21 protein-coding genes, 1 tRNA gene and 2 pseudogenes are annotated in these 24,667 nt (G+C 31.3%); 7 read left to right on the forward strand and 17 right to left on the reverse strand.

The window, feature by feature from the left end:
• Positions 1–6: 6 nt before the first annotated feature.
• The 4 genes from JJQ93_RS06870 to JJQ93_RS06885 all read right to left on the reverse strand — a co-directional run bounded on the left by JJQ93_RS06870 (position 7) and on the right by JJQ93_RS06885 (position 4,035).
• A complete protein-coding gene (locus JJQ93_RS06870) occupies positions 7–579 on the reverse strand; it encodes a TetR/AcrR family transcriptional regulator (RefSeq protein ID WP_085111605.1) in 573 nt (190 codons plus the stop codon).
• A 75-nt stretch (positions 580–654) separates the two neighbouring features.
• Positions 655–1,530, reverse strand: coding sequence for a DNRLRE domain-containing protein (locus tag JJQ93_RS06875; RefSeq protein WP_085111851.1), 876 nt, complete (start codon positions 1,528–1,530; stop codon positions 655–657).
• Positions 1,531–1,561: 31 nt separating this feature from the next.
• Positions 1,562–3,337, reverse strand: a complete 1,776-nt coding sequence (locus JJQ93_RS06880; RefSeq protein WP_274893204.1) for a TPR domain-containing glycosyltransferase — start codon at positions 3,335–3,337, stop codon at positions 1,562–1,564.
• Positions 3,338–3,381: 44 nt separating this feature from the next.
• A complete protein-coding gene (locus tag JJQ93_RS06885; RefSeq protein ID WP_274893205.1) occupies positions 3,382–4,035 on the reverse strand; it encodes a DUF6385 domain-containing protein in 654 nt (217 codons plus the stop codon).
• 185 nt (positions 4,036–4,220) lie between these two features.
• Here JJQ93_RS06885 and JJQ93_RS06890 point away from each other — a divergent pair.
• Positions 4,221–4,304, forward strand: a tRNA-Leu gene (locus JJQ93_RS06890).
• Positions 4,305–4,414: 110 nt separating this feature from the next.
• Here the strand turns inward: JJQ93_RS06890 and JJQ93_RS06895 are convergent.
• Positions 4,415–5,122, reverse strand: a complete 708-nt coding sequence (locus tag JJQ93_RS06895; protein ID WP_274893206.1) for an arginase — start codon at positions 5,120–5,122, stop codon at positions 4,415–4,417.
• A gap of 237 nt (positions 5,123–5,359) precedes the next feature.
• Between JJQ93_RS06895 and JJQ93_RS06900 the strand changes: the two genes are divergently transcribed.
• Complete coding sequence (locus JJQ93_RS06900; RefSeq protein ID WP_274893207.1) at positions 5,360–7,171, forward strand: ABC transporter ATP-binding protein; 1,812 nt, start codon at positions 5,360–5,362, stop codon at positions 7,169–7,171.
• 506 nt (positions 7,172–7,677) lie between these two features.
• Here JJQ93_RS06900 and JJQ93_RS06905 read toward each other — a convergent pair.
• The 12 genes and pseudogenes from JJQ93_RS06905 to JJQ93_RS06960 all read right to left on the reverse strand — a co-directional run.
• A pseudogene (locus JJQ93_RS06905) lies at positions 7,678–8,039 on the reverse strand (IS110 family transposase); the annotation flags it as partial.
• Positions 8,040–8,268: 229 nt separating this feature from the next.
• A complete protein-coding gene (locus tag JJQ93_RS06910) occupies positions 8,269–9,162 on the reverse strand; it encodes an MFS transporter (protein WP_274893209.1) in 894 nt (297 codons plus the stop codon).
• Positions 9,146–9,589, reverse strand: a complete 444-nt coding sequence (locus tag JJQ93_RS06915) for an MFS transporter (protein ID WP_274893210.1) — start codon at positions 9,587–9,589, stop codon at positions 9,146–9,148. Before JJQ93_RS06915 ends, JJQ93_RS06910 begins: the two co-directional genes overlap by 17 nt.
• A 33-nt stretch (positions 9,590–9,622) precedes the next feature.
• Entirely contained in the window at positions 9,623–10,945 is a 1,323-nt protein-coding gene (locus tag JJQ93_RS06920) for a helix-turn-helix domain-containing protein (RefSeq protein WP_274893211.1), read from the reverse strand.
• Positions 10,946–11,104: 159 nt separating this feature from the next.
• Positions 11,105–12,274 carry an MFS transporter gene (locus JJQ93_RS06925; RefSeq protein WP_274893212.1) on the reverse strand — a complete coding sequence of 390 codons (1,170 nt, stop codon included), beginning with the start codon at positions 12,272–12,274 and terminating at the stop codon, positions 11,105–11,107.
• Positions 12,275–13,264: 990 nt separating this feature from the next.
• Positions 13,265–13,626 (reverse strand): annotated as a pseudogene (locus JJQ93_RS06930) (Rpn/YhgA-type helix-turn-helix domain-containing protein); the annotation flags it as partial.
• Positions 13,627–13,670: 44 nt separating this feature from the next.
• A complete protein-coding gene (locus JJQ93_RS06935) occupies positions 13,671–14,330 on the reverse strand; it encodes a lysophospholipid acyltransferase family protein (RefSeq protein ID WP_274893213.1) in 660 nt (219 codons plus the stop codon).
• A 79-nt stretch (positions 14,331–14,409) separates the two neighbouring features.
• Positions 14,410–14,538, reverse strand: a complete 129-nt coding sequence (locus tag JJQ93_RS06940) for a hypothetical protein (RefSeq protein WP_274893214.1) — start codon at positions 14,536–14,538, stop codon at positions 14,410–14,412.
• 278 nt (positions 14,539–14,816) lie between these two features.
• On the reverse strand, positions 14,817–16,067 hold the full coding sequence (locus tag JJQ93_RS06945) for a glycosyltransferase (protein WP_274893215.1): 1,251 nt from the start codon (positions 16,065–16,067) through the stop codon (positions 14,817–14,819).
• Positions 16,064–16,588, reverse strand: a complete 525-nt coding sequence (locus JJQ93_RS06950; RefSeq protein ID WP_274893216.1) for a hypothetical protein — start codon at positions 16,586–16,588, stop codon at positions 16,064–16,066. The genes JJQ93_RS06945 and JJQ93_RS06950 overlap by 4 nt, the downstream gene beginning before the upstream one ends.
• A 242-nt stretch (positions 16,589–16,830) precedes the next feature.
• Entirely contained in the window at positions 16,831–18,831 is a 2,001-nt protein-coding gene (locus tag JJQ93_RS06955) for a GGDEF domain-containing response regulator (protein WP_274893217.1), read from the reverse strand.
• 273 nt (positions 18,832–19,104) lie between these two features.
• Positions 19,105–20,301 carry a helix-turn-helix domain-containing protein gene (locus JJQ93_RS06960; RefSeq protein ID WP_274893219.1) on the reverse strand — a complete coding sequence of 399 codons (1,197 nt, stop codon included), beginning with the start codon at positions 20,299–20,301 and terminating at the stop codon, positions 19,105–19,107.
• A gap of 124 nt (positions 20,302–20,425) precedes the next feature.
• Here JJQ93_RS06960 and JJQ93_RS06965 point away from each other — a divergent pair, with 124 nt between their 5' ends.
• The 5 genes from JJQ93_RS06965 to JJQ93_RS06985 all read left to right on the forward strand — a co-directional run bounded on the left by JJQ93_RS06965 (position 20,426) and on the right by JJQ93_RS06985 (position 24,077).
• On the forward strand, positions 20,426–20,626 hold the full coding sequence (locus tag JJQ93_RS06965) for a helix-turn-helix domain-containing protein (RefSeq protein ID WP_274893220.1): 201 nt from the start codon (positions 20,426–20,428) through the stop codon (positions 20,624–20,626).
• Between the two features lie 35 nt (positions 20,627–20,661).
• On the forward strand, positions 20,662–21,321 hold the full coding sequence (locus tag JJQ93_RS06970) for a CHC2 zinc finger domain-containing protein (RefSeq protein WP_274893221.1): 660 nt from the start codon (positions 20,662–20,664) through the stop codon (positions 21,319–21,321).
• A complete protein-coding gene (locus JJQ93_RS06975) occupies positions 21,288–22,685 on the forward strand; it encodes a DUF3987 domain-containing protein (RefSeq protein WP_274893222.1) in 1,398 nt (465 codons plus the stop codon). The genes JJQ93_RS06970 and JJQ93_RS06975 overlap by 34 nt, the downstream gene beginning before the upstream one ends.
• Before the next feature lie 290 nt (positions 22,686–22,975).
• Positions 22,976–23,242, forward strand: coding sequence for a hypothetical protein (locus JJQ93_RS06980; protein WP_274893223.1), 267 nt, complete (start codon positions 22,976–22,978; stop codon positions 23,240–23,242).
• A gap of 685 nt (positions 23,243–23,927) precedes the next feature.
• A complete protein-coding gene (locus JJQ93_RS06985; protein ID WP_274893224.1) occupies positions 23,928–24,077 on the forward strand; it encodes a hypothetical protein in 150 nt (49 codons plus the stop codon).
• Positions 24,078–24,667: the final 590 nt, after the last annotated feature.

Genomic DNA, 24,667 nt, shown 5'->3' on the forward strand with positions numbered 1-24,667 from the left:
TAAAGATTAATCTCTATAATGGATTCCATTAAATGTATATTCAATAACACTATCTGCTATATGTTCCGGGTCTATAACATCATTATTTCTAAATTGAAAGATAATAAGAGAGCTTATCATGCCAAAAAAAGCAGAAGATAGCAGTTTTTTATCACATCTTTCTATTAGCTTTTCTTCAATTCCTTCATCAATGATGTCCTCAATAATCTTTAAATAATCGTATATTTTTTCTCTAAAGCTATTTTGAATATCTTCTTTTCCCCACAATTGACTTAGCAATATAAGGACAAAATCTTTGTACTTAAATAAAAAATTCGACTGAACCACAATTATCTCCCTTAGTTTTTCTACAGAATTTTTCATGTGGCTTATTTTCTCCAGTATTTGATTCTTTAAAAGCGACAATCCTTCATCTATTAAGAATATCAATATATCATCTTTGCTATTAAAGTGATAATAGAGGGTTCCTTTGGCCACCCCTGCTTTATCTGCAATTTCATCCATTGTAGCCTTATAGAAACCTTTCTGAGAAATTATATCTATGGCTGCATTAAATATCTTTTCCTTTGTCTTATTCATTTAAAACTATCCCTCTTCATTCGATATTATACTATTAATATTATAATGCATTTTTTTAATTTGTGCTGCAATTTTTTAAACTTGTGCCTCAAACCACACGGTAATGTTTGCTCCTTTTCCTGCATCTTTGTTTTTATATGATAACCTTGAATATTGAGAAAATAAATAAGGTACCAATGCAACTGTTTTGCCTGCATCTAAAATTATTTCATTGCCATCCTCTATCCATAAATCGTCACCAGGACTTATGAGGAGTTTTACTATAACTGGATTTTCACTTGTATTATACACGAAGTACGTATATTTGTCATATGATGAGCAATCATTTACATCTGTAAAATTTTCATCATCATATGCCGTGTAAGTAAACTTCGCCTTCACAAATCTTCTTTCGTTTAGCGTAAATGGGTATCCTCCTATATAAGTCAGTTGTAACATTGGTCTTAAAGATATGTTTATTGATTCATCTTTAGAATAAAAACTTTTCGTTTCAAAGTTTTGCGCCTCTGGAGTTTTAAGCATTATCCCGTTGTTTTTGTAGATGCCACTTATCCATCCATTAACTATATTCGTTATATTAAATCCATACCAGCCCTCTTTAGTCACAGCCTTGGTAGAGCCAAATACTGTTTCATCAATATTCGGCCCATTATTCCATGTTGCTGTATTTTCATCCCATTCATCCACAATTAAAAACGGTGTAATATATGCAGGAATTGATGGATTTGTTGCATAATTGAAATAAAGCTTTAAAATAGCTTCAACCACGATAGAACCTTGTGGCACCATGCCTAAATCAAACTGTATAAGAGCTCTGTACACCGATTTCCCAGAAAAACCAATGTAATACCTACCGATCCAAAGTGTAGGATCACTTCCTCTATTGCTGTTGGGGTAACCCGATTCTAATGACGTATCTTTTGTGGATGGCTGTATAATTATAGAAGGCATTTCATCACCCCTACAAACAAAATCAAAACAATCAACTAATTTTATCTTCCTTTTGCCCACACAAACTGCTTAATATAATCATACCTTCTTCATCGATTATATCAAATAGCTTCATAGAACGTGCCAATTCTTCTTCAGCAAGTTTGTACGCTCCATGCCGATAATAAAGTTTTCCTAATCTCAACAAAACATCTTTCTCATTTACCATATTAAGCATATTTAAAGATTTTTCAAATAAGTCAAATTCCTGAATCTCAAACAGTTTGTCGAGTACAATAAAAATAACATTTGTATATGTGCCAGTGTCTTCGACGCCTATTGGCAATATCACATCTTTTTTAAGCAATAGGTCAAATTTGAAAAATACTTTATAAGCCTCTATAAAACGTTTTTTTAACAACAACATTTGATTCTTAATGCTTTTTCCAATCAACAAGCGGCAAATAATATTATTAATATAACTATCAATGGTGTATTCACCGCCATCCACCATTTCAAAACATTCTGCAGCTTCACCATATCTGTGTAGATACATCAATGTTCTTCCCTTTACATAATACGTTATATTATTCTTCAGTGAATTTAGTGCCATGTCTATAAATTTTAGCGATTCATGATACTTGCCATTTAAAAAAAATATATCGCTTATAATCGTATACGCTTCAGGTGACAAATCAAAATGCGAAACAATCTTCTCTATCGCAGTCTTCTCATCGTATCTGCTGAAATAAGCGTATGATAATTTATACAGTATTGCTTTATTAGTTGGATTAAGTCTAAATGAATTTAAAAAACATTCAATAGCATCGTCAAAATTTTTTGCATCCATAAAAACTTCACCCATGGCAAGGTAAGCTTTAAATCCGCCTACGCCTGTTATAAATCTATCGATAAGCGGCGGTTCACCCATATCTATACATCTTCTAAAACAATTTATGGCTTCTTGGTGATAACCAATCCTATGGTATAACATGCCTTTTAAGAACACCACATCAGTTACATTCGGATATTTTTCAATAGACTCATTGCATAAACTAAATGCTTCGTCAAGCCTATTTAATTGATTTAAACAAATGATCATCCTGATAATCAGTTTTGTCGTATAGCCAGTTTTAATGTTTTTTGAAAAATCAAAAGACTTCTTAAAGTAATTATACGCGCGTTCATAATCGCCCAACGCCATGTACTCCGCTCCAATATTGAAATTGTGAAAGGGATTGTCTGGATCTCTTTTTAGCTCTTTTTTCAGTATAGACATGTTCCTGTTTCTTTTATCTTTTTCTTTGATATTTTTGTGCAAATAGCCGTAGTGATAAACTTTTATCGGAACTTCTGCTACATTTCCACCATGATTTAATATTGAAATCAATATCTGTTCATGAATGGACCCAATAAATCTGTACTCAGCTTTATTCTTAATGATCCTTACATTTAAGTTGGAAAGAGCATCTGATCCTTCTTCATCTCCTACATAGCTTATGGTTTCAAACAAATATGCATCAATTTTATCGTCTTTCAAAAGCGCCTTTATCATTTTTTTACCAGCTTCATCAAGCTCGTCGTCAGCATCCATCAGCAAAATCCAATCGCCTTTTGCCTTATCTAATGAAAAATTTCTGGCTGCACTAAAGTCATTATTCCATTTATAGTAAAATACTGTTGCACCGAATTTTTTCGCTATGTCAACAGTTTTATCAGTACTGCCAGTATCCACGATTATAATTTCATCGACTACGTCGTAAACGCTTTTAAGGCATCTTTCAAGATTGTCCTCTTCATTTTTTACGATCATGCACAGGCTTAACATTTGAATCCTCCTTTCGAAAATATATGGGGCATAAAGCCCCATCGTTAAACCTGAGCGTTGTAATAAAATTCTGCAGTAGCTGCGGCACCGCCCGTGTCGTAATACAATCTTGTATACTGCATAAATTTTACAGCAGTCAAGACTGTAATAGATCCGCCTGCCAGACTAATACTATTGATGTCGTCAACAAAATAGGTGTCAGTAGTAGTAGGACTTATCTGGAGTTTAATGGAAATGGTATTAGTGCCTGTATTCGTTATATAATAAGAGTACATGGATTTGTTGCCTGTATTCTCCATTAGAACAACACCTGTTCCAGTTACACCTGCAATGCTTGTGGAGTCTTCTAAGAATGTCCTGCTTCCAAGTGTAAATGAATCAGTTGAAGCAGTAAGAGGTCTTATATCTAATGATGACGCAGTTACAGTCACTGTTCCAGCAACTGTGACCGTACCACTGCTAATAGTCACAGAATCAGTTGCACCACTTAGCGGTCTTATATCAAGATTTGATGCAGTAACCGTTAAAGTTCCTTGTGCCGTTACTGTACCTGCTACAGTCACAGAGCCATCAACAGTTGACAAAAGCTTTCCTGTCGTCGAATCTAACAATAGAGGCGTTGGTGTGGTGCCTTGCATTCCATGAACCAAAGTTTTTAGTTGTTCCGCCACTGGATTAAAAACTATATTGTTAGGCATCTATATCCCCCCTCTTTTTATATATTATGGAGATATAGCTCTTTTGTTACAAAAAATATATATTATAATATGTATAGAAAAACTTGTATATAGAATTGTACTTTCTAAGCCTTATCTGCTATTGACATTTTAATGAATATTAATTATAATACCATTGTTAAGGTTTTTGACTTAAAGATTTATGTGCGGATGTGGCGGAATTGGCAGACGCGCTAGACTTAGGATCTAGTGTCTTTGACGTGGGGGTTCAAATCCCTTCATCCGCACCAAAAACATATAGGCTGTAATAGAAATTTACATAGAAAAAAAGGCGCTGACCTACTTTTAGGTTAACGCCTTTTACTTTTAAGAATATCAATACATACTATCCACGGATCTTTTATGAAAAGTTGAGATAATAAAGTAGGTCTGAAAGTTGCGTTTTTTCAATGTCCCATTTCCTTTTATAAAGTTTAACCACTTTATATGGCAGGTTTAGGTTATTTACAAGCTTAAAAAACTCATCGTCAAGCCAAGGTGGTGTCCATGCACCCGATCTGCATATATGTATAGCTGCTGTATATATACCCTTAGGCAATTCATCAATATCATTGTAATACCTGACCGGAAAAAGTTTATTAAAATCTTTAAAGTCTTCTGGCTTTTCAGTCGTATGATGGCTGTACACTATATGAGCCTTTTTTATCCGACCTTCACTTAACAGTTTACCCATCCAATTAGCACAATTCAACTTAAAGTTTACCGAACTAATTCCTCCATATCCTAAATCAGCATGCGTATCTAAAGAGTACACTTCTTCACATTTATTATTTATAGCTATATGATATGACAACATGTGAGACTCAGACACGTACACTTCAATGTCTTTTGCAAAGATAAAATGTTCCCTTATCTTATCCCAAAAATCATCCAATCTATAAGATATGGACACTGATTTTTCTATGTCAATACCTCTCAAATAGCTTTCTAAATGCCTTTTATACCATATCCACTCTATATTTCTTTGTGTCTCAGTGTAAGAATTCAACCACTCTTTTTTTAAAGGAATAAAATAATCCCAATCTATACTTAATAGACTGCGAACCATATCCCTTCATCACCTAAAATGCTTAGAATAGTGGTTTCTCTCTATTTTTCAAATCCCATCCATTATTATATCACAATGAACAGAATAAGTGAGTTCATCTTCTTTATGCTTGCATACAATAAGTACCTCTTGCCATAGAATATTGACGTGTTTTATGACTGCCCTAATAAAAAAACATTTTTGACACATTGACTATAGTTTTGATATAATTTATTCGTAATTTCTTTTAACGAAAGAATGATTCAAATGCAATCAATGGGATATCGTGGCAAGAGATTTTACAGAGAGACTGATGAAAAGCCTCATATCACGAAATCACTTATTTTACGCATACTAAAGTATTTTTTGCCATATTGGAAGCTAATGATAGTATTGTTTATGACTGTTATTTTTACTTCCATATTAGGCGTAATTCCATCTATACTAACTAAAAACATAATAGATATTGCACTGCCAAAGAAAAACTTGACGCTTTTGGTTGTATATATTCTTTTGTCGTTTGCAACGACATTATTGCTTAATATTATTGCTGTTGGACAATCATATTTAAACAGCATTGTCTCAAAAAGCATAATCAGAGACCTAAGATCCATCATGTACAATCATTTAGAGCACATGTCTATAAGCTTTTTTTCTAATGCAAAAACAGGTGAAATAACTTCCAGAATCAATAACGACATTGGTGGAATAGAAAGTGTATTTTCAAATACGTTTATTCAGCTTTTGTCTGGTATATTTGTATTTCTAACAACTGCAGCAACTTTGTTCTACACAAATTGGATGCTTGCCATCGTCAGCCTTCTGACATTGCCTTTGTTTGTAATACCTACAAGAAAGGTTGGCAAAAGACGCTGGGAAATAGCACTTAAAACCCAATCAAAACTTGCTGAATTGACAAACATAATAACTGAAACTCTAAATATAAGCGGTATGTTCCTTATTAAGCTCTTTACAAAAGAAAAAGAAAAATATAAAGAATTTGAAAAAGTAAATAATGAAGTGACACAACTTCAAATAAGGGAAACGATCATTGGCAGATGGTTTTTTATGACAATACAAACTTTTATCGCAATAGGGCCGATGCTTATATATTTGGTTGGAGGGATAATACTCATAAAGTATAACAGTATTACAATAGGCGGAATAGTCATGTTTGTATCACTGATATCAAGGCTATATGGCCCAGTAAACACATTTTCAAATATACACGTGGATATTATTAGATCATTGGCATTGTTTGAACGAATTTTTCAATATTTAGATTTAAAAAGCGAGATTTATGAAAAGGAAAATTCCATCGTTGTTAATAACGTAAAAGGTGATATCAAATTCGATCATGTTTATTTTTCTTATGATGGTCTGCACGATACTCTTAAAGATATCAACTTTGAAATAAAGCCTGGTCAAATGGCAGCTTTAGTTGGACCAAGCGGAGCTGGGAAAACTACCATTACTTATCTTCTTCCCAGACTTTATGATGTGAAAATGGGAAAAATTTTTTTAGATGGAGTAGATATAAGAGATGTCTCACTTACTTCTCTAAGAAACCATATAGGAATGGTTACACAAGATACGTACCTTTTTAATACAACTATAAAAGAAAATCTACTTTTTGCACGCCAAGATGCCACAGATGAGGAAATAATAAATGCGTGTAAAGCAGCATATATTCACGATTTTATCGAATCTCTTCCTAACGGATACGATACAATTGTAGGCGATAGAGGTATAAAATTGTCTGGCGGTGAAAAACAACGCATATCCATTGCAAGGACATTACTAAAAAATCCCAAGATTATAATATTTGATGAAGCTACATCAGCACTCGACTCCAATTCTGAGTTTTATATACAAAAAGCATTAGAACCTCTTTTAAAGTCCAGAACCAGCTTAGTAATTGCCCATCGTCTATCCACAATAATTGCTGCAGACATAATATTTGTTGTAGTAAATGGTGAAATAGTTGAAAAAGGAAGCCATGAAGAACTTTTAAAAAAAGGAGGCGTCTACAAAGATTTGTATAACACCCAGTTTAGAATGAAAGAATGACGCTTTGATTTTAAACTCTGCGCCATTAATATCTTTCAAAAACTTTTTTGTTTTTTAGTGTGTTTTTATTTAAAAAGTGATTTCGCATACAAAAAGGGTATCGATAAAATCTCGATACCCTTTGATTGACTTAAATATTAGTGCGCCATTAGGGACTCGAACCCCAGACCCGCTGATTAAGATTGAACATTTTATTTTTTAAGTAGTTTTATTTATTGCGTTAGCAAAATGTTAGCATGTTTCGTTAGCATATTTCTGATTTGAAGCAGGCATTATACTCATTTTAAGAAAACACATTAGGAAACATCCAATAAGCCATAAAAAACAAAATACATAAAATTAAAGAATAATACAAAATATATTTCCAGCTTTTGCTTATATCTCGAATATCTTTATGAAAAATTAATCTAAAAATAAAATCTGCGACAAAAATTATTATCATTGTGCCGATAAAAATTAATAAGTATTTGTACAACTTTAAAACCTCCATAGCGAGTTGTCGCGCATTTTCTTTGTTCCCTATCATGAACATAGCTATACTTGAGAACCATGCTGAAAAAGATCTGCAATCCATTCTGCGTCTTTTACATCTGTCTTCCGTCTAGGAACAGCCTTCATGTCTCTTGCATTTATTACTATAGCACCTAATCCGAAAAGCTCGAATATATTGTATAATGGTTTCCAATAAGAAGCAGTGCTGTCCATGGCTATCATTTCACACCTTTCATTAAGTAGCCATGCAGTGAGTTCTCTTAATTCTGCTGTTGTTGTTCCGTACTCACGGATTTCCTCATCATTGCCACATTTAAAGCAATCATTTTTTGGTGTGTACATCAATCCCCCAACAACTCTCGTATAATCTATCCATCACTTTTCACCTCATAAATGAAGATTTTACGGCGCGGTTCCTTTATATTCCCTTATTTTACTATACGTCCTTTTGAACATTTTGTTATGGAAAGGTGGTTATACAAAAAGAAAGCCCCATCAGTTTATTTTACGAATTTGAATCTCAAATAGTCCCCACTCTCTGTGCTGTACACTCTAATTATACCACGATTATTACTGTCTATCGTGATGCTGTCAAAGCATAATGTTTATTTTGCATAATCTGGCAATTTGTCTATATCCGATAGAGATTTATTTTTAAAAAATGAGTATATAACAATAAACAATGTGATTCCGGATAGAATAAATACCAATCGATAATTCAGCACACTTACACCTAATAGATTCTTAATAAAATCAATGAATCTATTGTCTACAGTAAGAATGTTTTTGAATCCAACATCTGTAATAGGACCTACAATAAGATATGCCACAGGCATAATGCAACGAATAATCATGGATCTTGCTGTATAAACACGTCCTTGCAGTTCCTTAGGCGTTTTTAACTGCCAAAGTGTCCCAGCAGCCACATTTGAAATCGGAATAAATAGCAAAAATAGCATTCTGCAAAGCGATACGGTAATAAACGATGCCCTAATTCCTATTAAAAGTAAGAAAACTGACGCACTAAGAATACAACTCTTTATCGTTTTTGTGTAGGAAGCATCGCTTTTATGTAATGTAGCAATGAAACTACCAATAAACATGCCAATTCCGCCAAATGTCTGAACAATACCTAACTGAGTGCTGTTTCCAATTGAAAGCATTAAAGGAGTAATGAGTACAACAGCAAGATTATCCAGAAAATTAGCAATTGCAAAGAGAAATACCAATAATGTAAGCCCCTTTCTTGCAAAAATAAACTTAAAACCATCATTCAAATTATTAATAAATTGATTCCAGCTCCATCTGTTTTCTCTCACTTTTTCATTTTCAAATTCCTTATTAAATATTCTTGCAGGGAAGAACATCCAGATAGCCATGGAGATGACGTATGTCACCAGATCAATTATAATGATTCCTTGTAATCCTATAAATGTATATAGAATGCCTGCAATTACAGGTGTCAATAAGTTATTTAATGAATCACTTACTTGATTCATGCCATTTTGCTGTTTTCAGATTTTCTTTGTCTACAATGTACACAATTGATGATTGGACAGCAGCACTCTCAAACAGATTAAATGCTGCAATCAACAAAATAATGATGTAAGTAATAAATAAGTTAAAATAGTTATTTCTTAAAAGGAAAATAAAAGCGAAAGACACAATAGCAGCTCCTGTATTAAAGAATATAACTACTTTTTTTGTATTAAACTTATCAGCAACAAAACCTGCAATCTGCGAAAGAAATATTGCAGGCAATACTGAAAAAAGTATAGAAATAGCCAATGGCGTAGCTTTGCCTGTTTTCTCATATATCCATACACTTAGTCCAAAGTCTGTTAAGCCACTTCCGAGAATAGATATTAATTCAGCAAACCAAACGAAGACAAATTGCTTATTTATTTTTATCTTTGAATTTAACAATGATATTACCTCTTTTCTTATAATACCATAAAGTCAACGAGGCTTTATAAAAATATTCGAATACAGTCTCATTGATCCTGCAATTTTATCAGCCTCACTCAAATGATTTCTACACTTGTCTACATTATCATCTTCTAAATACAATTTTGATAGCTTTATGTGAACTTTTAACAATTCTTTTACGCTGTTTATATTTTTGACAACTTCCAATATTTTGTTGTATGTGTTTATTTCTTTTTCTCTATCGTTTAATTGCTTATAAATATCAGCCAATCTGTAATTTCCCATTATGATGTATTCTATGTCATTGTTTTTATTAGCTATCGAAATGCCTTCTTCCATGAGACTTATAGATTCTTTGGTGTCCCCTATTTTAAATAACACGTTGGCTTTTTCAATAAGTGTATGGGACAATGATTTTTCATCTTTGCTGCGCCTTATCTTCTCTGCTTTATCAAGATACTCTAAAGACTTTTCATAATCATTTAGATCTGCGTAAATTTCGCCAATATTGCTGTAAATAAATCCTGCTATTGAATCTTCATCATTAACACCGTTTAGTAAATTTTTATATACGTCTAAAGATTTTTCAAGAAAGCCCATCGTTCTAAAGCAATTGGCTTTTATAGAACTTGCATAAATATAGTTAATAAGTTCATCTGATTTGTTACAATCTTTAAGAAATTTCTCAGCATATTCTATTGCATCATCATATTTGCCAATGTGTTTATAACATAATGAAATGTTATAAATCGCTTTATTTCTTATGCTTTTATCGTTTATTTCATCAGCAAAACTCATGGCTTTATCAAAGTAAAATATTGCTTCTGCATAATCAGTTATATTCATCTTGCAAACGCCTAACATATTATAAACGTATGGTATCTGTTCCTTGAATCCATACATCATCAATAGTTCAAGGGCTTTGTTGTAGTTCAATATTGCATCTATATATTTATTTGCATTATACATTATGTCGCCAATTTTAATGCTTATCAGTGCGTTTACTCGCTTTCTTCCGTATTTTTCTGCAATTTCAAGCAATTCATTTATTTTGCTTAAATCATCTTCATTGTTAATCTCTTTTAATTTTTGGACACAATAATATTCGGCTTCTTCAGCAGGCGTCATTAAAAGGTATTCACCATCTATGTTTAGATTTATGCCAATCTCTTTGGCTCTTTTATTAAATTTCTCTGCTATGACAGAAGCTGTTTCTTTGCTCATAGTGCTTCTACCGCTTTCAATCATGCTTATAAAGCCTCTGGTAATGTTTTTATCCTGTAGTTCTCTCTGTTTCATCTTAAGCATTTTCCTAATTTTCTTTAGCCTTTCACCTTGAGTTGAAAATTCCATATAAATTTCCCACTTTCTTTTTTATATACTGTCTTAAGTCTTAAATTAATATCTATTATACAATAAATGATTTCTAAAGACTATTGGTATAAAAGATAAAACATTTAATGAATTTACGTTTTTTATTTCATTAGAATATATAGATAGTCTTTTGCCTTTTCAAGATGTTATCTCTAAATGTATTTTATTTCGTGCTACAAATCCGCTAATTAATACTATAAAACCACCTATTAACAGTACTGCCCTTACGCCCAAAAATTTTGCTGCAATACCCCCAAATGCTAATGAAATAATCGATGTTATATTTATTAACATTGTATTCATGCTAAATGTCCTCCCAAGGTATTGATTATCACAATTTTCCTGTATAATTGTAGTCCTTGAAATGGAATATAATGCATTGAATATTCCATTAAAAAATTGTATCAAAATTGCTAAAACAAAGAATGTATTTAATGGAAATACAGTAGTAGAAATTCCTAACCCTATCAATCCTAACTTAAAAATAACATCAACTGATACATTTTTTAGATATTTATATAAAACAAGTGAAGTCAGTATCATTGCTAACCCTTTAAAAGTAAGAATTGCACCATATCCCTGCGAATCTGTTTTTAAAAATTTATAAACATACATGATTAGTAATCCATTTAACATGCCAGCGGCTAATCCAACCATCATATTTATTGATAATGTATTGAAAATTATACAATTATCTTTTATATACTTTAATCCTTCGATAAATGAAATCTTTTCTGTTCGATCCAATTCTACATCATTTGGGGACTCATCTTTATATAATTCTATCAAGAAAATCATTACCATAGATAATAGAAAAGTCAAAGAATCAATATAAAAGCAATATTTAATATCAAATTTTGAAATAATAAAACCACTAATTGAAGGCCCTAATACCATCATTAATGAACTATATGAACTGCTTAAACTATTGACTTGTCTTAATCTGTCTTTTTTAACTATTTCCGGCAATATACTACTTTTAGCTGTATCATAGAATATAGAAATACTAGATACAATAAAAATTATAATAAAAACATATTCTTTAAAAAAAGGTATTAAAAAAACTAAGATAGCTCTAAAAAAATCTCCTAAAATTAGAATTTTCTTCTTATTATAAATATCAACTATTTTCCCAGCAAATACTCCAAAGATTAATGAGGGCAATAGCATCATAATAGACAAAAACGACATATCTATAGATGAGTTATTAATGTTGTATACTAATGTTAAAACAGCAATTCTATCTATCCAATCCCCTATATCAGAAATTACCTGTGATGATATGAAAAGAAAAATATTTCTACTCACATTTTTCCACCTTTTATTGGATTTAATTGCACGATTTTAATAGTATTGCCAAATTATTAAACCATTATCATATTAAACAATATTATAAACACTTGAACTATTCAAAGTTAAAGCTTTTTTTATTCATCTTAGTTTCCTCCTTAAACCAAATTTTTCATATTATTTACTTTATTATATCATATCGAAATTCAAATGCAATATATTTTTTTATTTTTATTGCACTATTCAATAAGGAATTCAATTAATAATTTCCCAGGTTTTTGACAGTTACAGCATTTCAAATAGTTCCTAAAGCCTTACAATTAGCCCATTTTTGTGTCAAATTTCATTTATTTAAAAATGAGTAATATGAATAATTTTTTAAAAAAAATATCTTAACTTTCTGATTGAAATTTCCGATATTTAAAATAGCGTTAATTGCAGTATTCTTGAGGACTTTCAAAAACATTACTCACTTTTTATAAGCATCAATAAGTTGCAAAATGTAATATTTTCAATGCTTCTTAAGCTTTTTCTTTTCTTCAACTGTCAAAAAAGGGAGTATAAACTTTTTTAGTAGCTTATACTAACTTCAATATACTCTGTAGATTTTTGTACACATAGCTTTTACAGTTAACCATCATTTGCATAATTATTAAAGCGGAAATAAAAAAAGATATCCGCCTTTTAACGGATACCCCTTCATTTTCACATTAGCACTTTTTACACTTTTAATTTTTAAGCACTTCTCAAGCACTTTTTTTATTTTAAAATCCTTAAATACTAGTGCGCCATTAGGGACTCGAACCCCAGACCCGCTGATTAAGAGTCCCTCCAATAGTACTTTATCCTATATTTTTTTAAATAGCAAAAGTTTCGCTGAGGCTTGATATATAAGACTTTTAAGTGCTTTGTTAAAAAATTGAAATTGCTTAAAATAACTTAAGATTTTTTTAGTTCGCGTACATTTCGCATACATAAAAATGTATTTATTTCAAAAATCAATTTATTCTAATTCATCAATTTTTTTATCTCCTCTTTTGACAACTCTGTAATTTCTGCTATTCTGTCAATATCCATGCCTTCTTTTAACAACTTTTTAGCAATTGCAATTTTTTCTTCTTTTTCGCCCTTTTTATTATCATTTTATACGTCTCAGATTCTTCAATTCTAAACATTTTTACCACCTCCAAAAAAACTTTCTCAATAACTTCTTTTTTAAAATCTATACCCGACAATATCTCTGCCTTAAACGCTATGTCTTTCTTTTTGTTTATATTTAATGGAATACCCTTTATAGCCTCAACACATCTTTTCAGATATTTTTCTCCTTCTTCTTTCTTTCTATTTTAGTCCATTAATAGAAGAAGGGAATTATCTAAGTCATCAATCTATTCTACTATCAATCTTGCGTTCTCTAAAATCCAGAACAGTAATACATTTTAGAAATACTCTCCATAAGATAATTTGCAATTCTTTCTTTCTCACTTTTATATGATATATTAGGATCATATACTATCTTTTTGCCTATGAATATTCTATTCTGACTTTTATTTACACAAACCGGATAAAAACTTATAAGTCCACCATATTCTTTATAATACATTTTTGCAACATTTATAAAACCTGTATTAAATTTATCTATAACATCATTATACTTTTTATTCCTATCTTCAGGAAAAATAAGTATGTTATGTCCTTCTTTTAATCTATCCAAAGTCAATAGTATTGTCTCAGATATTTTTTGGCTTCCTTTATAAACAGGTATTGCATTTAAATAATCCATAATGGAAATACAAATAGGATCTATAATTGAAGATACAATGTAACTTAATGGAGGCTTTAATTTTAATTGTGGCTCAGTAAAATCGGAGTTTATATACTTTCTACAGAGTTTTTTGTCCGTTATGTCATGAATGACCCATGGAATAAATTTCATATCAACATAAAGATTAATTATAAATGGTGCAAAAAATCCAACATGATTAGATACAAATATCGAAGAGTAAATATTATTTAAATTTTCATCGCAATATATTTCTGGCCTTTTTATAAAGAACCTTACAATACCTTTCATTAGATTATAAGTTAAGTCTCTCATTTAATCCCCCCATAAACTTTAAAAATCACTTTTATAGCAACGTATCACATACCCTTTAAGCAACAATCATTTTTATTATTTTACCAAATCCATCTAAAAAATGATATTCATATTTTACCACAGCTTCTGCAATGTATACAATATTAAAAGCTATAACCTGTCTAACAAATTTTGCAGCAAGCATTGCAAATACTTTTTCATTGTATATAGAACTTTAAAGTTTTCATATAGTCACATACAGTTTTCATTAATTCTGATAGTTTTTTCAGTTTTTGTTCACAGCCATTCTAATTATTTTTATTAACCTGAACCATGCATTTTTTGGAAGCAATACTTTTTCAATTCTTTCTAATTTCATGTATGCATTATAAAAGAAAAAGAAAGCTATGAAAGATTCTAAAAAAGAGACATCTACAAATATCTATTTACATTAACATTACTTTTAATCTTATTCTATATTATTTATACTTTTTGCTTCTTAAATCTTTTTGGACTCTTCCATTTGCCAGTTCCAACTAAACTTCCAAAAAGGCCTTTGGGAGCCGTCCAAACCACAGTCAGCGAACCAAAAGCAAAGAAAAATATAAAATACCACGGCACCCAAAACAGTTCTTTCCATAAATTCTTATCATAGCTATAGTTTAAAAAAACAGCAACTGTCATCTGTATTACACCTACAAAAGAAAGAATTGCTCCATACCAAGCTGGAATTGGACTAAGTCCAAAGGAGTAAGGAAAAAACAAATAACTCGCAATCCATAGAAATGTACTAAATACAAAACAAAATGCCCACATATACCCAAGGACAAAGTCAATATATATGGGATAGAGATAGCGCCATTGCCAGCTTTTAAAAATATCTTTATGCGTTCGCAATAAATGCCAACCCCCAAGAGCCCATCGTTTGCGTTGTTTCCAATATTCTTTTAATGTTGCTGGAGATTGTATTAATCCTACTGCCTGGGGAACAAACCAAACTTCATAGAAATTTTTCTGAATCCTCCAGGTTATATCAATATCTTCAGTAGCAGTATAAGGTGAAAATCCTCCAATTTCTTTCAAAATTTCTGTTCGATATGCAGTTATAGCTCCTGTTACGGTTAAAACCCTTCCAAGTACTCTTTGAGACCTTTTTATAAGTCCAATAATTGAAGAAAATTCAGCAGCTTGAAGCTTTTCAATAATATTTTTCCTGTTAATTGATATAGGATTTCCTGTAACGGCACCTAACCTTGGCTGTTTTAGATATGGATAAACCAGATATTTTAAGGCATCGGGTAAAAGAATAGTATCTGCATCTATTACTACCGTAATGGATGTTGCTACTGCAATAGATACTGCAATATTTAATGCATTTGCTTTTCCTTGGTTTTCAAGAAGTTTTAAAAGATGGAAATTTGAATTCTGCTCCACAAATCTTCTAATAACATTCGCCGTACCATCTGTAGATGCATCATCTATAAATATCACTCTATAATCTGGATAATCTAAAAATTGTAAAGCCGCACTTGTCGCTGCAATATTTACTTCTTCATTATGACAAGGCACAAGAATAGTAACTGATGGCCAATCTTCTGCCGACAACTGAAAATCTTTTTCTGAACGCTTTTTTTCTCTCCTTAACCCGAAATATATCCCTGCAGATATCCATATTATGCTCATTGCAAGAGGGTAAGCAAATACATACCATCCTATAACTTTCCATATTGTCATTTGCTTTTCTCCTTTTGTGGTATATATTCAGAAATTTCATAAAGAAACTCTAAGTACATACCTTTATTTGCTATTTTTTTTATAACTTCAAGTGTAACTTGCTCACCTTGAGAAACCAAAAGTTCCCCTTTTAAGCTGTAAAAATCCCTTTTCATTATTATTGGATTAAAAGAAATTAAATCATATTTTCCATTTGTATAATCATAACATTCAAAAATAGTTTTATTAGACCCCTGTAATATCTGATTATTTTCTATAATTTTTCTTATATCCGAAATTTTTAGAGTAAGTTCCTGCCATTCAAGCATTGGCGCTTTTAAAAGAGGTGGTTTTAGTTTTCTTCTATTATTTCTATAGTACTTGTAATAATGATATTTCGCCCACGTAAACATAAATATCCAAATAACAGCAGCCCATCCTATCGATACAATAATTGTGAAAGCAGTTGAATAAACCGCCTGTGGAACAATAAGATTTTTTCTCCAAATATAAACAAGTAAAAACCAGCCAAATGTACCCAACGTCCAGATAAAAGCTCCTATGATCCATGACCAGGCACTTAAAGTAAAAGCTAATAACCCTATTTTTTTTAAGAATTTCAGAAATATACCAAATTTGATCTTCGTCTTGTTTGCAAAGTAATTCCTCTTCATAATTTTTTCTCTTCTTCTCAATTATTCGAATAACTTTTTATTTTATTATGTCTGCTATTTAAAAGTCTAATTTTCTATCCGTCTTTTATGACAAGTATCTCAGCATTCTTTCATTCACTTTTTACGCAATTTCTCCCATTATTTTTTGCTTCATAAAGCATATTATCTACTCTTAAAAGGACTATATCAATTGTATCAGTATGCCTATATTCAGTAACTCCAAAACTTGCTGTTACACACCCTATATCTTCTAATTCCATTATACTAATTTGTCTTCTAAGTTCTTCAGCCAGATTAGCTGCATTGCTCAAGGAAGTTTCAGGCAGAAGAATTATAAATTCTTCCCCTCCCCATCGAGCAAAATAATCTGTCTTTCGTATTCTCCCTTTTACCGTATCAGCAACTTTTTTAAGTACTTTATCACCTGCTGTATGTCCAAATTGGTCATTAACATTCTTAAAATGGTCTAAGTCAAACATAATAAGTGAAAATGGCTTTTTATTTCTTTTTGTCCTCTCTGCTTCCTGTTCCAATATCTCCATGAAAAAGCGCCTGTTATAGATATTTGTAAGAGGATCAGTAACAGATTGACGGTAAAGCAATTCTTCAAATTTTTTGCGCTCACTTATATCACGAATTATTCCTATAGCATGCCATGAATCATTAACTTTAACAACAGAAAGTGAAACTTCTACATTAATTTCATAACCAGCTTTATGTCTTGTTTTCATTTCAACTGTTTTTCCTACTATACTTCCACTGCCACTTAATCGAAATCTTTTAAAAGCTTTTTTATATTCTTTATATAGTTGTTTGTCTTGAACTAAAAATGCATGTAGTTCCTTTCCTATTATCTCATCTCTTGAATAGCCAAGTATTTTTTCTGCTGCAGGATTCCAAAAAGTTACCTTGCCATTATCATCAATCATTATGATTGCATCTCCGGCATAAAATGTTATAGTATTTAAAACTTCATTCTTTTCTTTTAGAACATTTTCTATCTTTCTTCGTTCTGTCAAATCTATTGCCAATGCTACATACACTTTTTCTGAACCAAATTCAATAAGCTCCAAGTGAACTTCTACTGGATATAATGAACCATCTTTTCTACGACTCATTGTGTCAAAGACGATTAATTTCCGTTCTCCATTTGAAAGTGGTTCTAAAAATTCTTTAAAAGTTTGTAATGTAAATTCTGGACTTAAATCAATAGGAGTCAGCTTCATAAATTCTTCTTTGCTATAACCTAAATTTTTTATTGCACCTTTATTCACATCTATTATTTTATATGTATCTGAATGGAATATATAAATTTCATTTAACGATTCTTCAAAAAGCTTTTTGTAGAATTCAACCTTTCTTTTTATTTCCCATTCTTCAGTAATATCAAATATAATTAAATGGACTAATTTTTTCCCTTGATAGTCTATAAGTGTTGAATACACATTTACCAACTTTTCTTTTCCGTTAATCACGTTTTTTATGCATATACATGGATTACAACCTTTTTTAAAGATTTCCCAACAACTATTATATTCACCTATGCTATAAAAACCTGCAACTTCTTTAAACTCTATATTTTTAATGGTGTTTCTAGGATATCCGTAAAATTCACAAGCGGCTTTATTAGCATCAATAATACGTCCTGATTCTGGCTCAATAAGCATCATTGCCACATCATGATTTTCAAACATACTATGAAATAATTCTTCTCTATTTTTAATCTGCATTTTGGCTTCATACAGATTAAAAGCCATTTCTATTTGAGAAATGAGTACATATTCATCTACACCTTTTAGAATATAACCATATGCCGAGACTGATTTTATTTTTTCTGTTATCTCTTTACTGGCGTTTGCAGTTAAAAATAAAATTGGGATGTCTTTATGTTGTCCAATTATTTTTGCTGCGTCTATGCCATCAATTGTTCCGCTAAGTTCTATGTCCATAAGAATTAAATCTGGACTTTTACCACTATGTATTGCTTTTTCAATAGCCTTTTCCCCTGATAATATTATTTCTGTCTTATATCCGTGTTTATTTAATATATCTGCAGTTATTTGTGCATTAAGTTTGCTGTCCTCTACTATTAGGACTTCCTTAGTATTCATCAGCCAATACCCCCAACGAAAGATTCCCGCAAATTTAACTATGTTGAATGTTTTAAAAAAGCATTTGCAATTTTTAATTAAAAATCATTCAAAAACTTTGTTCCACGAAATATTATTATACTATTATCGCTTGGAAAAAATAAAATTTACCATTTTGAAAATGATTAACGGCAAAATTTTAACATTAAAATTTTGTTCAAAATGTCAAAAATATTTCTTGATAACACAAAAGCCAAAATAAAAATAATAATTTATTCCTTGCTAGTAAGCTATTTAAGTTTCTTTTTTAATCCACTCCTTTATTTGTTCAACATCTCTGTCAAGTTTAATAGCTATTTCTTCTACACTTAGGCCATCCTTATAAAATTTAATAGCATTTCTCTTTTGTTGGTTAAACCAAGCTTGCCTACACCCAGGATGAAATCTCTGATTTTTGCGTGGATTTAAGATTGGCAGTCCGCAAAATTCACAATATGTATAGCGGATCTTAATCTGTTTAGTAACAATTAACCAAAAATGTAACCATATTGCCTGAATAAGATCAGTATATCCCCAACTTGGTATAAAATCTATTTTAGATTCTGATTCCATCATTACACCCTCAAAATCTATTCTGATATTTATATTTGCAGTTCTAAAAGCTATAACCACGTTAATCAAATTTGTTGCTAATTCAATGACCATATAGTCTGTCATTAATTCGGTCAACATAAAATTTATCATTTCTTTATTTCCAATCTTTACACTTTCAATAAATATAGATTTGTCAATGTCGAATTCTTTCATAATCTCAATCCATCTATCAACTATTTCCTGAATATATTTTACAAAACCATTTCTAAACGTTGTAGCATGCGGTATACTACTGAGCTCAGAATTTGTATGTATAATTTTATCTACAAATTCATAAAAATCTATCAATGTATTTCGCAATTTTTTTATGTTTTTGCTCTTCAATTGATCATATAATTGAAATGCAAAAAATGCTTCACGTGCATACTTGTATATATCTTCTATGTTATATTTGCTGATAGGTATATCCAAATCTATACTTGCAATCTTATCTGATACTCTTTTTAAATATTGCAATTTAATTGATTCTACAAAATTGCCGCCATATGTTTCAATAAATTTAATAATCTCTTCTTCGTTTACTTCACTGTTTCTCCCTAAATTAGAAAAAGCAAAAAACAAATCCGGAAAATCAATTAACGGTCTATACTCTATATTTTTACTTCCTTCTATTGGCACTACATATCGACCTTTAGGAAATACTAATTTGTTTTCATCTGTATTATAATCATATGTTAATAAATCAAATTTTAAAGGCATTAATTCACCTTCAATAAACGGTAGTTTAAGAGAAAAACTATCCTCCTCTTTTATATAGTATTTTTCAAATCTTCTTATGTATGTGGTTTTAGCCATATCTAAAATATCAGTATTTTTTGATCTTCTAATTTCATCCATTAAATTTACACCCTTTCCTAATCAATATTGTTTACGCAAGTTTACATTAAAAATACTTGACATTTTAATTTACTTGTACTTATAATAAATTGAAATTAAAAAAAAGTCAAGGAGGTAATGTAAAATGAATAAAAAATTATTAAGGCTTCCTGAAGTGGCAGAAATATTAGATTTAAAAGAAGACAGAGTATATGCTTTAGCCAGAGAAGGCATTTTGCCTGTGGTTCATGTAGGAAGACAATTAAGAGTTGATCCCGATAAACTGTTAGAATGGATTGACAATGGCGGAAAAGCTTTTGACGGCGGCTGGAAAAAATCCAGTTAAAACAGCCTTTATCTTAATTAAGGAAGGGATCTGCAATGAACAAAAATACCATAGAAAAATCTATGGCAAATAAAAAAAATAAATTGAACATCAGCTATAATATAAGCAATAATTTTGAATATGTCAAATCTAATATTTCCCTATTACAGGCTATAGAACTTTACGGTTTTAATCCTGTAAAAAAAGGCACTCATTATTTCATTCTTTGTCCATTTCATGCAGATAAGAACCCTTCCTTAGCAATCTATAAAGATGTCTATCATTGTTATGGATGCCAAGCCCATGGCGACGTTATAGACTTCACAGCAAGATATTTTAATTTAACACCATTAGAAGCAGTTAAAAAGTTATCTTATGATTTTGGCATACCTTTATCGGGAATTGAGCCTAATAAGGAAATCCAAAGAAAAGCTATTAAAAGGCAAAAATTTAATAGGCTACTTAAGAATTTCAAGAGCAAATATGATGAAACGTATGATTATCTTTGCAAGCTATTTCAAGCGTATACGAAGATAAAATCATTAGTTGAAGAACCTGACGATATGGATTTGGAAGCATTCGTTGAAGCCTGCAAATATCAAGACCTGATTGAATATTGGATTGACACATTAAGGAATGGTTCATTAAATGAACAGCTTGACGTTATCAAGGAGGTTAAAAAATGGCGACAAGAGAAGAAAAAGAAAATGAGATGATGGCATTATTAGAAGAAGCTGAAAAAGATGGCATATTATCAGACGATCCAAAAAAAGACAAACAAGAAGAAAATGAGACACAAGAAGAATTACAAAATGAAGCAGTGCCATGGCCTGACGATTTTAAAGAAGAAGCCTTTAGAGGATTAGCAGGTGAAGTTGTAAGAGCCATAGAACCATATACAGAAGCAGACAAAAACGCATTACTGATAAATTTTTTAGTAGCGTTTGGAAATGTAGTAGGACGTCAAGTTTACACTGTCGTAAATAAAACGAAACATTGTTTAAACTTTAATGCACTGCTAATCGGGGATACCTCTACAGGTCGTAAAGGCACATCATGGGATCCCATATTTGAGCTATTTAATCGAGTTGATCCTCAATGGGCTAAAAATTGCAATAAAAGCGGACTGGTAAGCGGTGAAGGTTTAGCATACCACGTCAGAGATCCAATATACAAAAAAGAAACAAATAAAAAAACACATGAGATAGAAACGGTATTAGTAGATGAAGGAGTAGAAGATAAAAGGCTAATGGTAGTTGAAGGTGAATTTGCAAGTGTTTTGCGTGTAATGCAAAGAGAAGGCAATACATTATCACCAGCTATAAGGCAAGCATGGGATGGAAAAAGCCTTCAAGGACTTCAAAAAAACAATGCCATAAAAGCCACAGAACCACATATTAGCATTATTGGTCATATAACGCCTGAAGAATTAGATAGATACCTTGCAGATGTGGATTTATTCAACGGTTTTGCAAACAGGTTTTTATTTGTTTGTATCCAAAGCAACAAGCTTTTACCAGAAGGTCCTGAAATACCAGATTCAATATATAATAATTTAGTTTTAAAAGTAAATGATGTTTTAGAATGGGTAAGGCTCTTAAAGCCAGAAGAGCAGAAATTGAAACGCAATAATGAAGCTGAAGCTATATGGGCAGAAGCATATAAAGATTTAAGGCATGCCAAAAAAGGAATAATCGGAAAAGTTTTAGGACGTGCAGAAGCCCAAACCTTAAGGCTATCAATGCTGTATGCAGTATTAGATAAATCAAAAGAGATACAACCAGTGCACATTATATCGGCGTTGGCTATATGGGAAAGATGCAAACAATCGGTAGAATACTTCTTTGGTGACGATGAAGAAGAAGATCCAATTAAGATAAAGATATTGGAAGGTCTTAAAAAAAGACCAATGTCACAGGCAGAAATAAATAGTGAAATATTTCAAAGGCATGTAAATTCAGATTTAATTTCAAAAGCGTTAGGGGAATTATCAAAAGAACATAAGGTAATTTGTAATAAACAAATTACCAAAGGTAGAACAAAAAAAATATGGAGTATAGTTGCGAAAAAAGCGAATTAAGCGAAAAAGAAGTTTACAAGCGGATTTGAGGCAGTGAAAGAACCGCGCAATATATGCGAAAAAAGTTTTTAGATTTTACCAATAAATAGCTTTTCATCTTTTAATCTTTTTTCGCACTTAATTCGCAATATAAAACAGAACTGAAAATCGCTATATATCTATTATTTCGCTTTTTTCGCTAATTTCGCAGATATATTTTTATAAAAACTAAAAAATATTATCATTCTCTATTCGCCAAACAATAACCAAATATGGTAAATCACATCACTAAAAGGAGGTGAAAAAATATTATGAATTACCACAACAAAGAAATGACTCGTGATGATTTTGATTCTTTAGCCGGACTTTTAATACAAAAAAATCGTGCTTTAATGAAAATTATTGATAATAATCAAGATGCCAAATATTATAAAAAAATCATCGACATAATCGACTCTTGTATATACGATATAATTGGCATTGAAGAAGAAAATATAAATAAATTAGCAGATGCAATTCTTGAGTTACTTGTAAAAGTTCAAAAAGAAGACGAAATGATGCAAAATGACGATAAATAAAACCTTTAGTTACTATAATGATACCCTATGCTTTAAACCGCATAGGGTATTTAAATATTTATATTGAATTTTCTGAATATTTGTTATATAATAATATCGAATTAAAAAGAAAACAAGCATAAAAATAAAATGCGCTATACATCATTCTCTTTCCTCTGCGGTTGAAATATCCGGGCCTTCAGAAAGCATTTTGCAAGTATCAAAGGATTAGCTTTCTGCCGCTAAAGTTAATTCCTTTGCATCAATCCGAATATTTCATAAAAGAGAATGGCAATGGAAGGTTGCTTGATTTTCTTGAAGCTGCTTATATAAGCATAAATGACATCATGTATTTACTGCAGCGGCAAAGCCATATGGCTCACGGGCTTGGATAAGAGCAGACGAAATTTTAAAGCATCAGTTATCGGCATGATAAAATACACCACAGCAATACCAACAGTTATATCGCAAAAATCACTGCAGAAGTAATCTCTATCATGCTATGCGGATAATGCATTAGAGAAGATAAAGCGGCTTACCGGCTTTATCTACGACATAATCACAACTGGTAATGATGTTTTAACAAAGACTAAACTTACTTTACGGATATAAAATTCACTCACGCAGCGACAATAGGAGAATATAAACGGCGAAGCTGGTTATATTCCTCAGTTGAGACATGCTTTTTAATCAAAATGCAATCAGTATGCTGGAAAAAATTCAGAGGTGGAAAAGTGCAACTTTTGCACTTTTCCAAATACAGATAATGGAAAAACAAAAAATAGGATTAAAAAAATTAAAACTATATACCGGTAGCGAAATTATTTCGTCATTGAGGCGGAGACAGAAAAAATAAATTGGTAAATCCTTCATACCAAACTGACATGATATCCGATAGATATGAATAATTTGGTAATCGAAATGTAATAAAATAATCAAAATTTAGGAACGCCGCTGGCATCCTTCATTTTAAAACAAAAAGTGGATATGCGCCCGGCGCACTTCCTCTGTTAGGCATACCTTTAGTGAAAAGCGAAATTATTTCGTCTTTCGTCATTAAGGTAGATATAGAGGAGGTTTATAAAATTTAGGAGGTCAAAGTGCAATAATCGCACTTTCATTATCTAAAAGCTTCCAGCAATAACCAATATTTAGGGAAGGTAGATCGCTCACCATGAGCTGTCTACTTAAAACACAAAAAGATCCAAAAACCACTGCAGCTGTTATCTTTACCAGCTACAAAGATAACCGGTATACTGGAAAAGTTTTAGAAATGGCAAGTGGTCAATTTGACCACTTGCCAAATACAAATAATGGAAATGTGAAAATTTTTTATCTAGAATTATATTTCCATATCTGGACTTACTGGACTTAGTGATCTAGATCCAATTAAAAAGCGGTTTCTATCAAGTCCAGAAATTATATAAACCGGTCATATAACTGGAC

The sequence above is a fragment of the Thermoanaerobacterium sp. R66 genome, from assembly GCF_028895185.1.
Taxonomy (GTDB): Bacteria; Bacillota; Thermoanaerobacteria; order Thermoanaerobacterales; family Thermoanaerobacteraceae; genus Thermoanaerobacterium.

Bases quoted from the DNA above. Each gene is read 5' to 3' on its own strand.
- JJQ93_RS06870 (WP_085111605.1), bottom strand. From the start codon at position 579: ATGAATAAGACAAAGGAAAAGATATTTAATGCAGCCATAGATATAATT.
- JJQ93_RS06875 (WP_085111851.1), bottom strand. From the start codon at position 1,530: ATGCCTTCTATAATTATACAGCCATCCACAAAAGATACGTCATTAGAA.
- JJQ93_RS06880 (WP_274893204.1), bottom strand. From the start codon at position 3,337: ATGTTAAGCCTGTGCATGATCGTAAAAAATGAAGAGGACAATCTTGAA.
- JJQ93_RS06885 (WP_274893205.1), bottom strand. From the start codon at position 4,035: ATGCCTAACAATATAGTTTTTAATCCAGTGGCGGAACAACTAAAAACT.
- JJQ93_RS06895 (WP_274893206.1), bottom strand. From the start codon at position 5,122: ATGGTTCGCAGTCTATTAAGTATAGATTGGGATTATTTTATTCCTTTA.
- JJQ93_RS06900 (WP_274893207.1), top strand. From the start codon at position 5,360: ATGATTCAAATGCAATCAATGGGATATCGTGGCAAGAGATTTTACAGA.
- JJQ93_RS06910 (WP_274893209.1), bottom strand. From the start codon at position 9,162: ATGAATCAAGTAAGTGATTCATTAAATAACTTATTGACACCTGTAATT.
- JJQ93_RS06920 (WP_274893211.1), bottom strand. From the start codon at position 10,945: ATGGAATTTTCAACTCAAGGTGAAAGGCTAAAGAAAATTAGGAAAATG.
- JJQ93_RS06935 (WP_274893213.1), bottom strand. From the start codon at position 14,330: ATGAAAGGTATTGTAAGGTTCTTTATAAAAAGGCCAGAAATATATTGC.
- JJQ93_RS06940 (WP_274893214.1), bottom strand. From the start codon at position 14,538: ATGCTTGCTGCAAAATTTGTTAGACAGGTTATAGCTTTTAATATTGTA.
- JJQ93_RS06945 (WP_274893215.1), bottom strand. From the start codon at position 16,067: ATGACAATATGGAAAGTTATAGGATGGTATGTATTTGCTTACCCTCTT.
- JJQ93_RS06955 (WP_274893217.1), bottom strand. From the start codon at position 18,831: ATGAATACTAAGGAAGTCCTAATAGTAGAGGACAGCAAACTTAATGCA.
- JJQ93_RS06960 (WP_274893219.1), bottom strand. From the start codon at position 20,301: ATGGATGAAATTAGAAGATCAAAAAATACTGATATTTTAGATATGGCT.
- JJQ93_RS06965 (WP_274893220.1), top strand. From the start codon at position 20,426: ATGAATAAAAAATTATTAAGGCTTCCTGAAGTGGCAGAAATATTAGAT.
- JJQ93_RS06970 (WP_274893221.1), top strand. From the start codon at position 20,662: ATGAACAAAAATACCATAGAAAAATCTATGGCAAATAAAAAAAATAAA.
- JJQ93_RS06975 (WP_274893222.1), top strand. From the start codon at position 21,288: ATGGCGACAAGAGAAGAAAAAGAAAATGAGATGATGGCATTATTAGAA.
- JJQ93_RS06980 (WP_274893223.1), top strand. From the start codon at position 22,976: ATGAATTACCACAACAAAGAAATGACTCGTGATGATTTTGATTCTTTA.
- JJQ93_RS06985 (WP_274893224.1), top strand. From the start codon at position 23,928: ATGCTGGAAAAAATTCAGAGGTGGAAAAGTGCAACTTTTGCACTTTTC.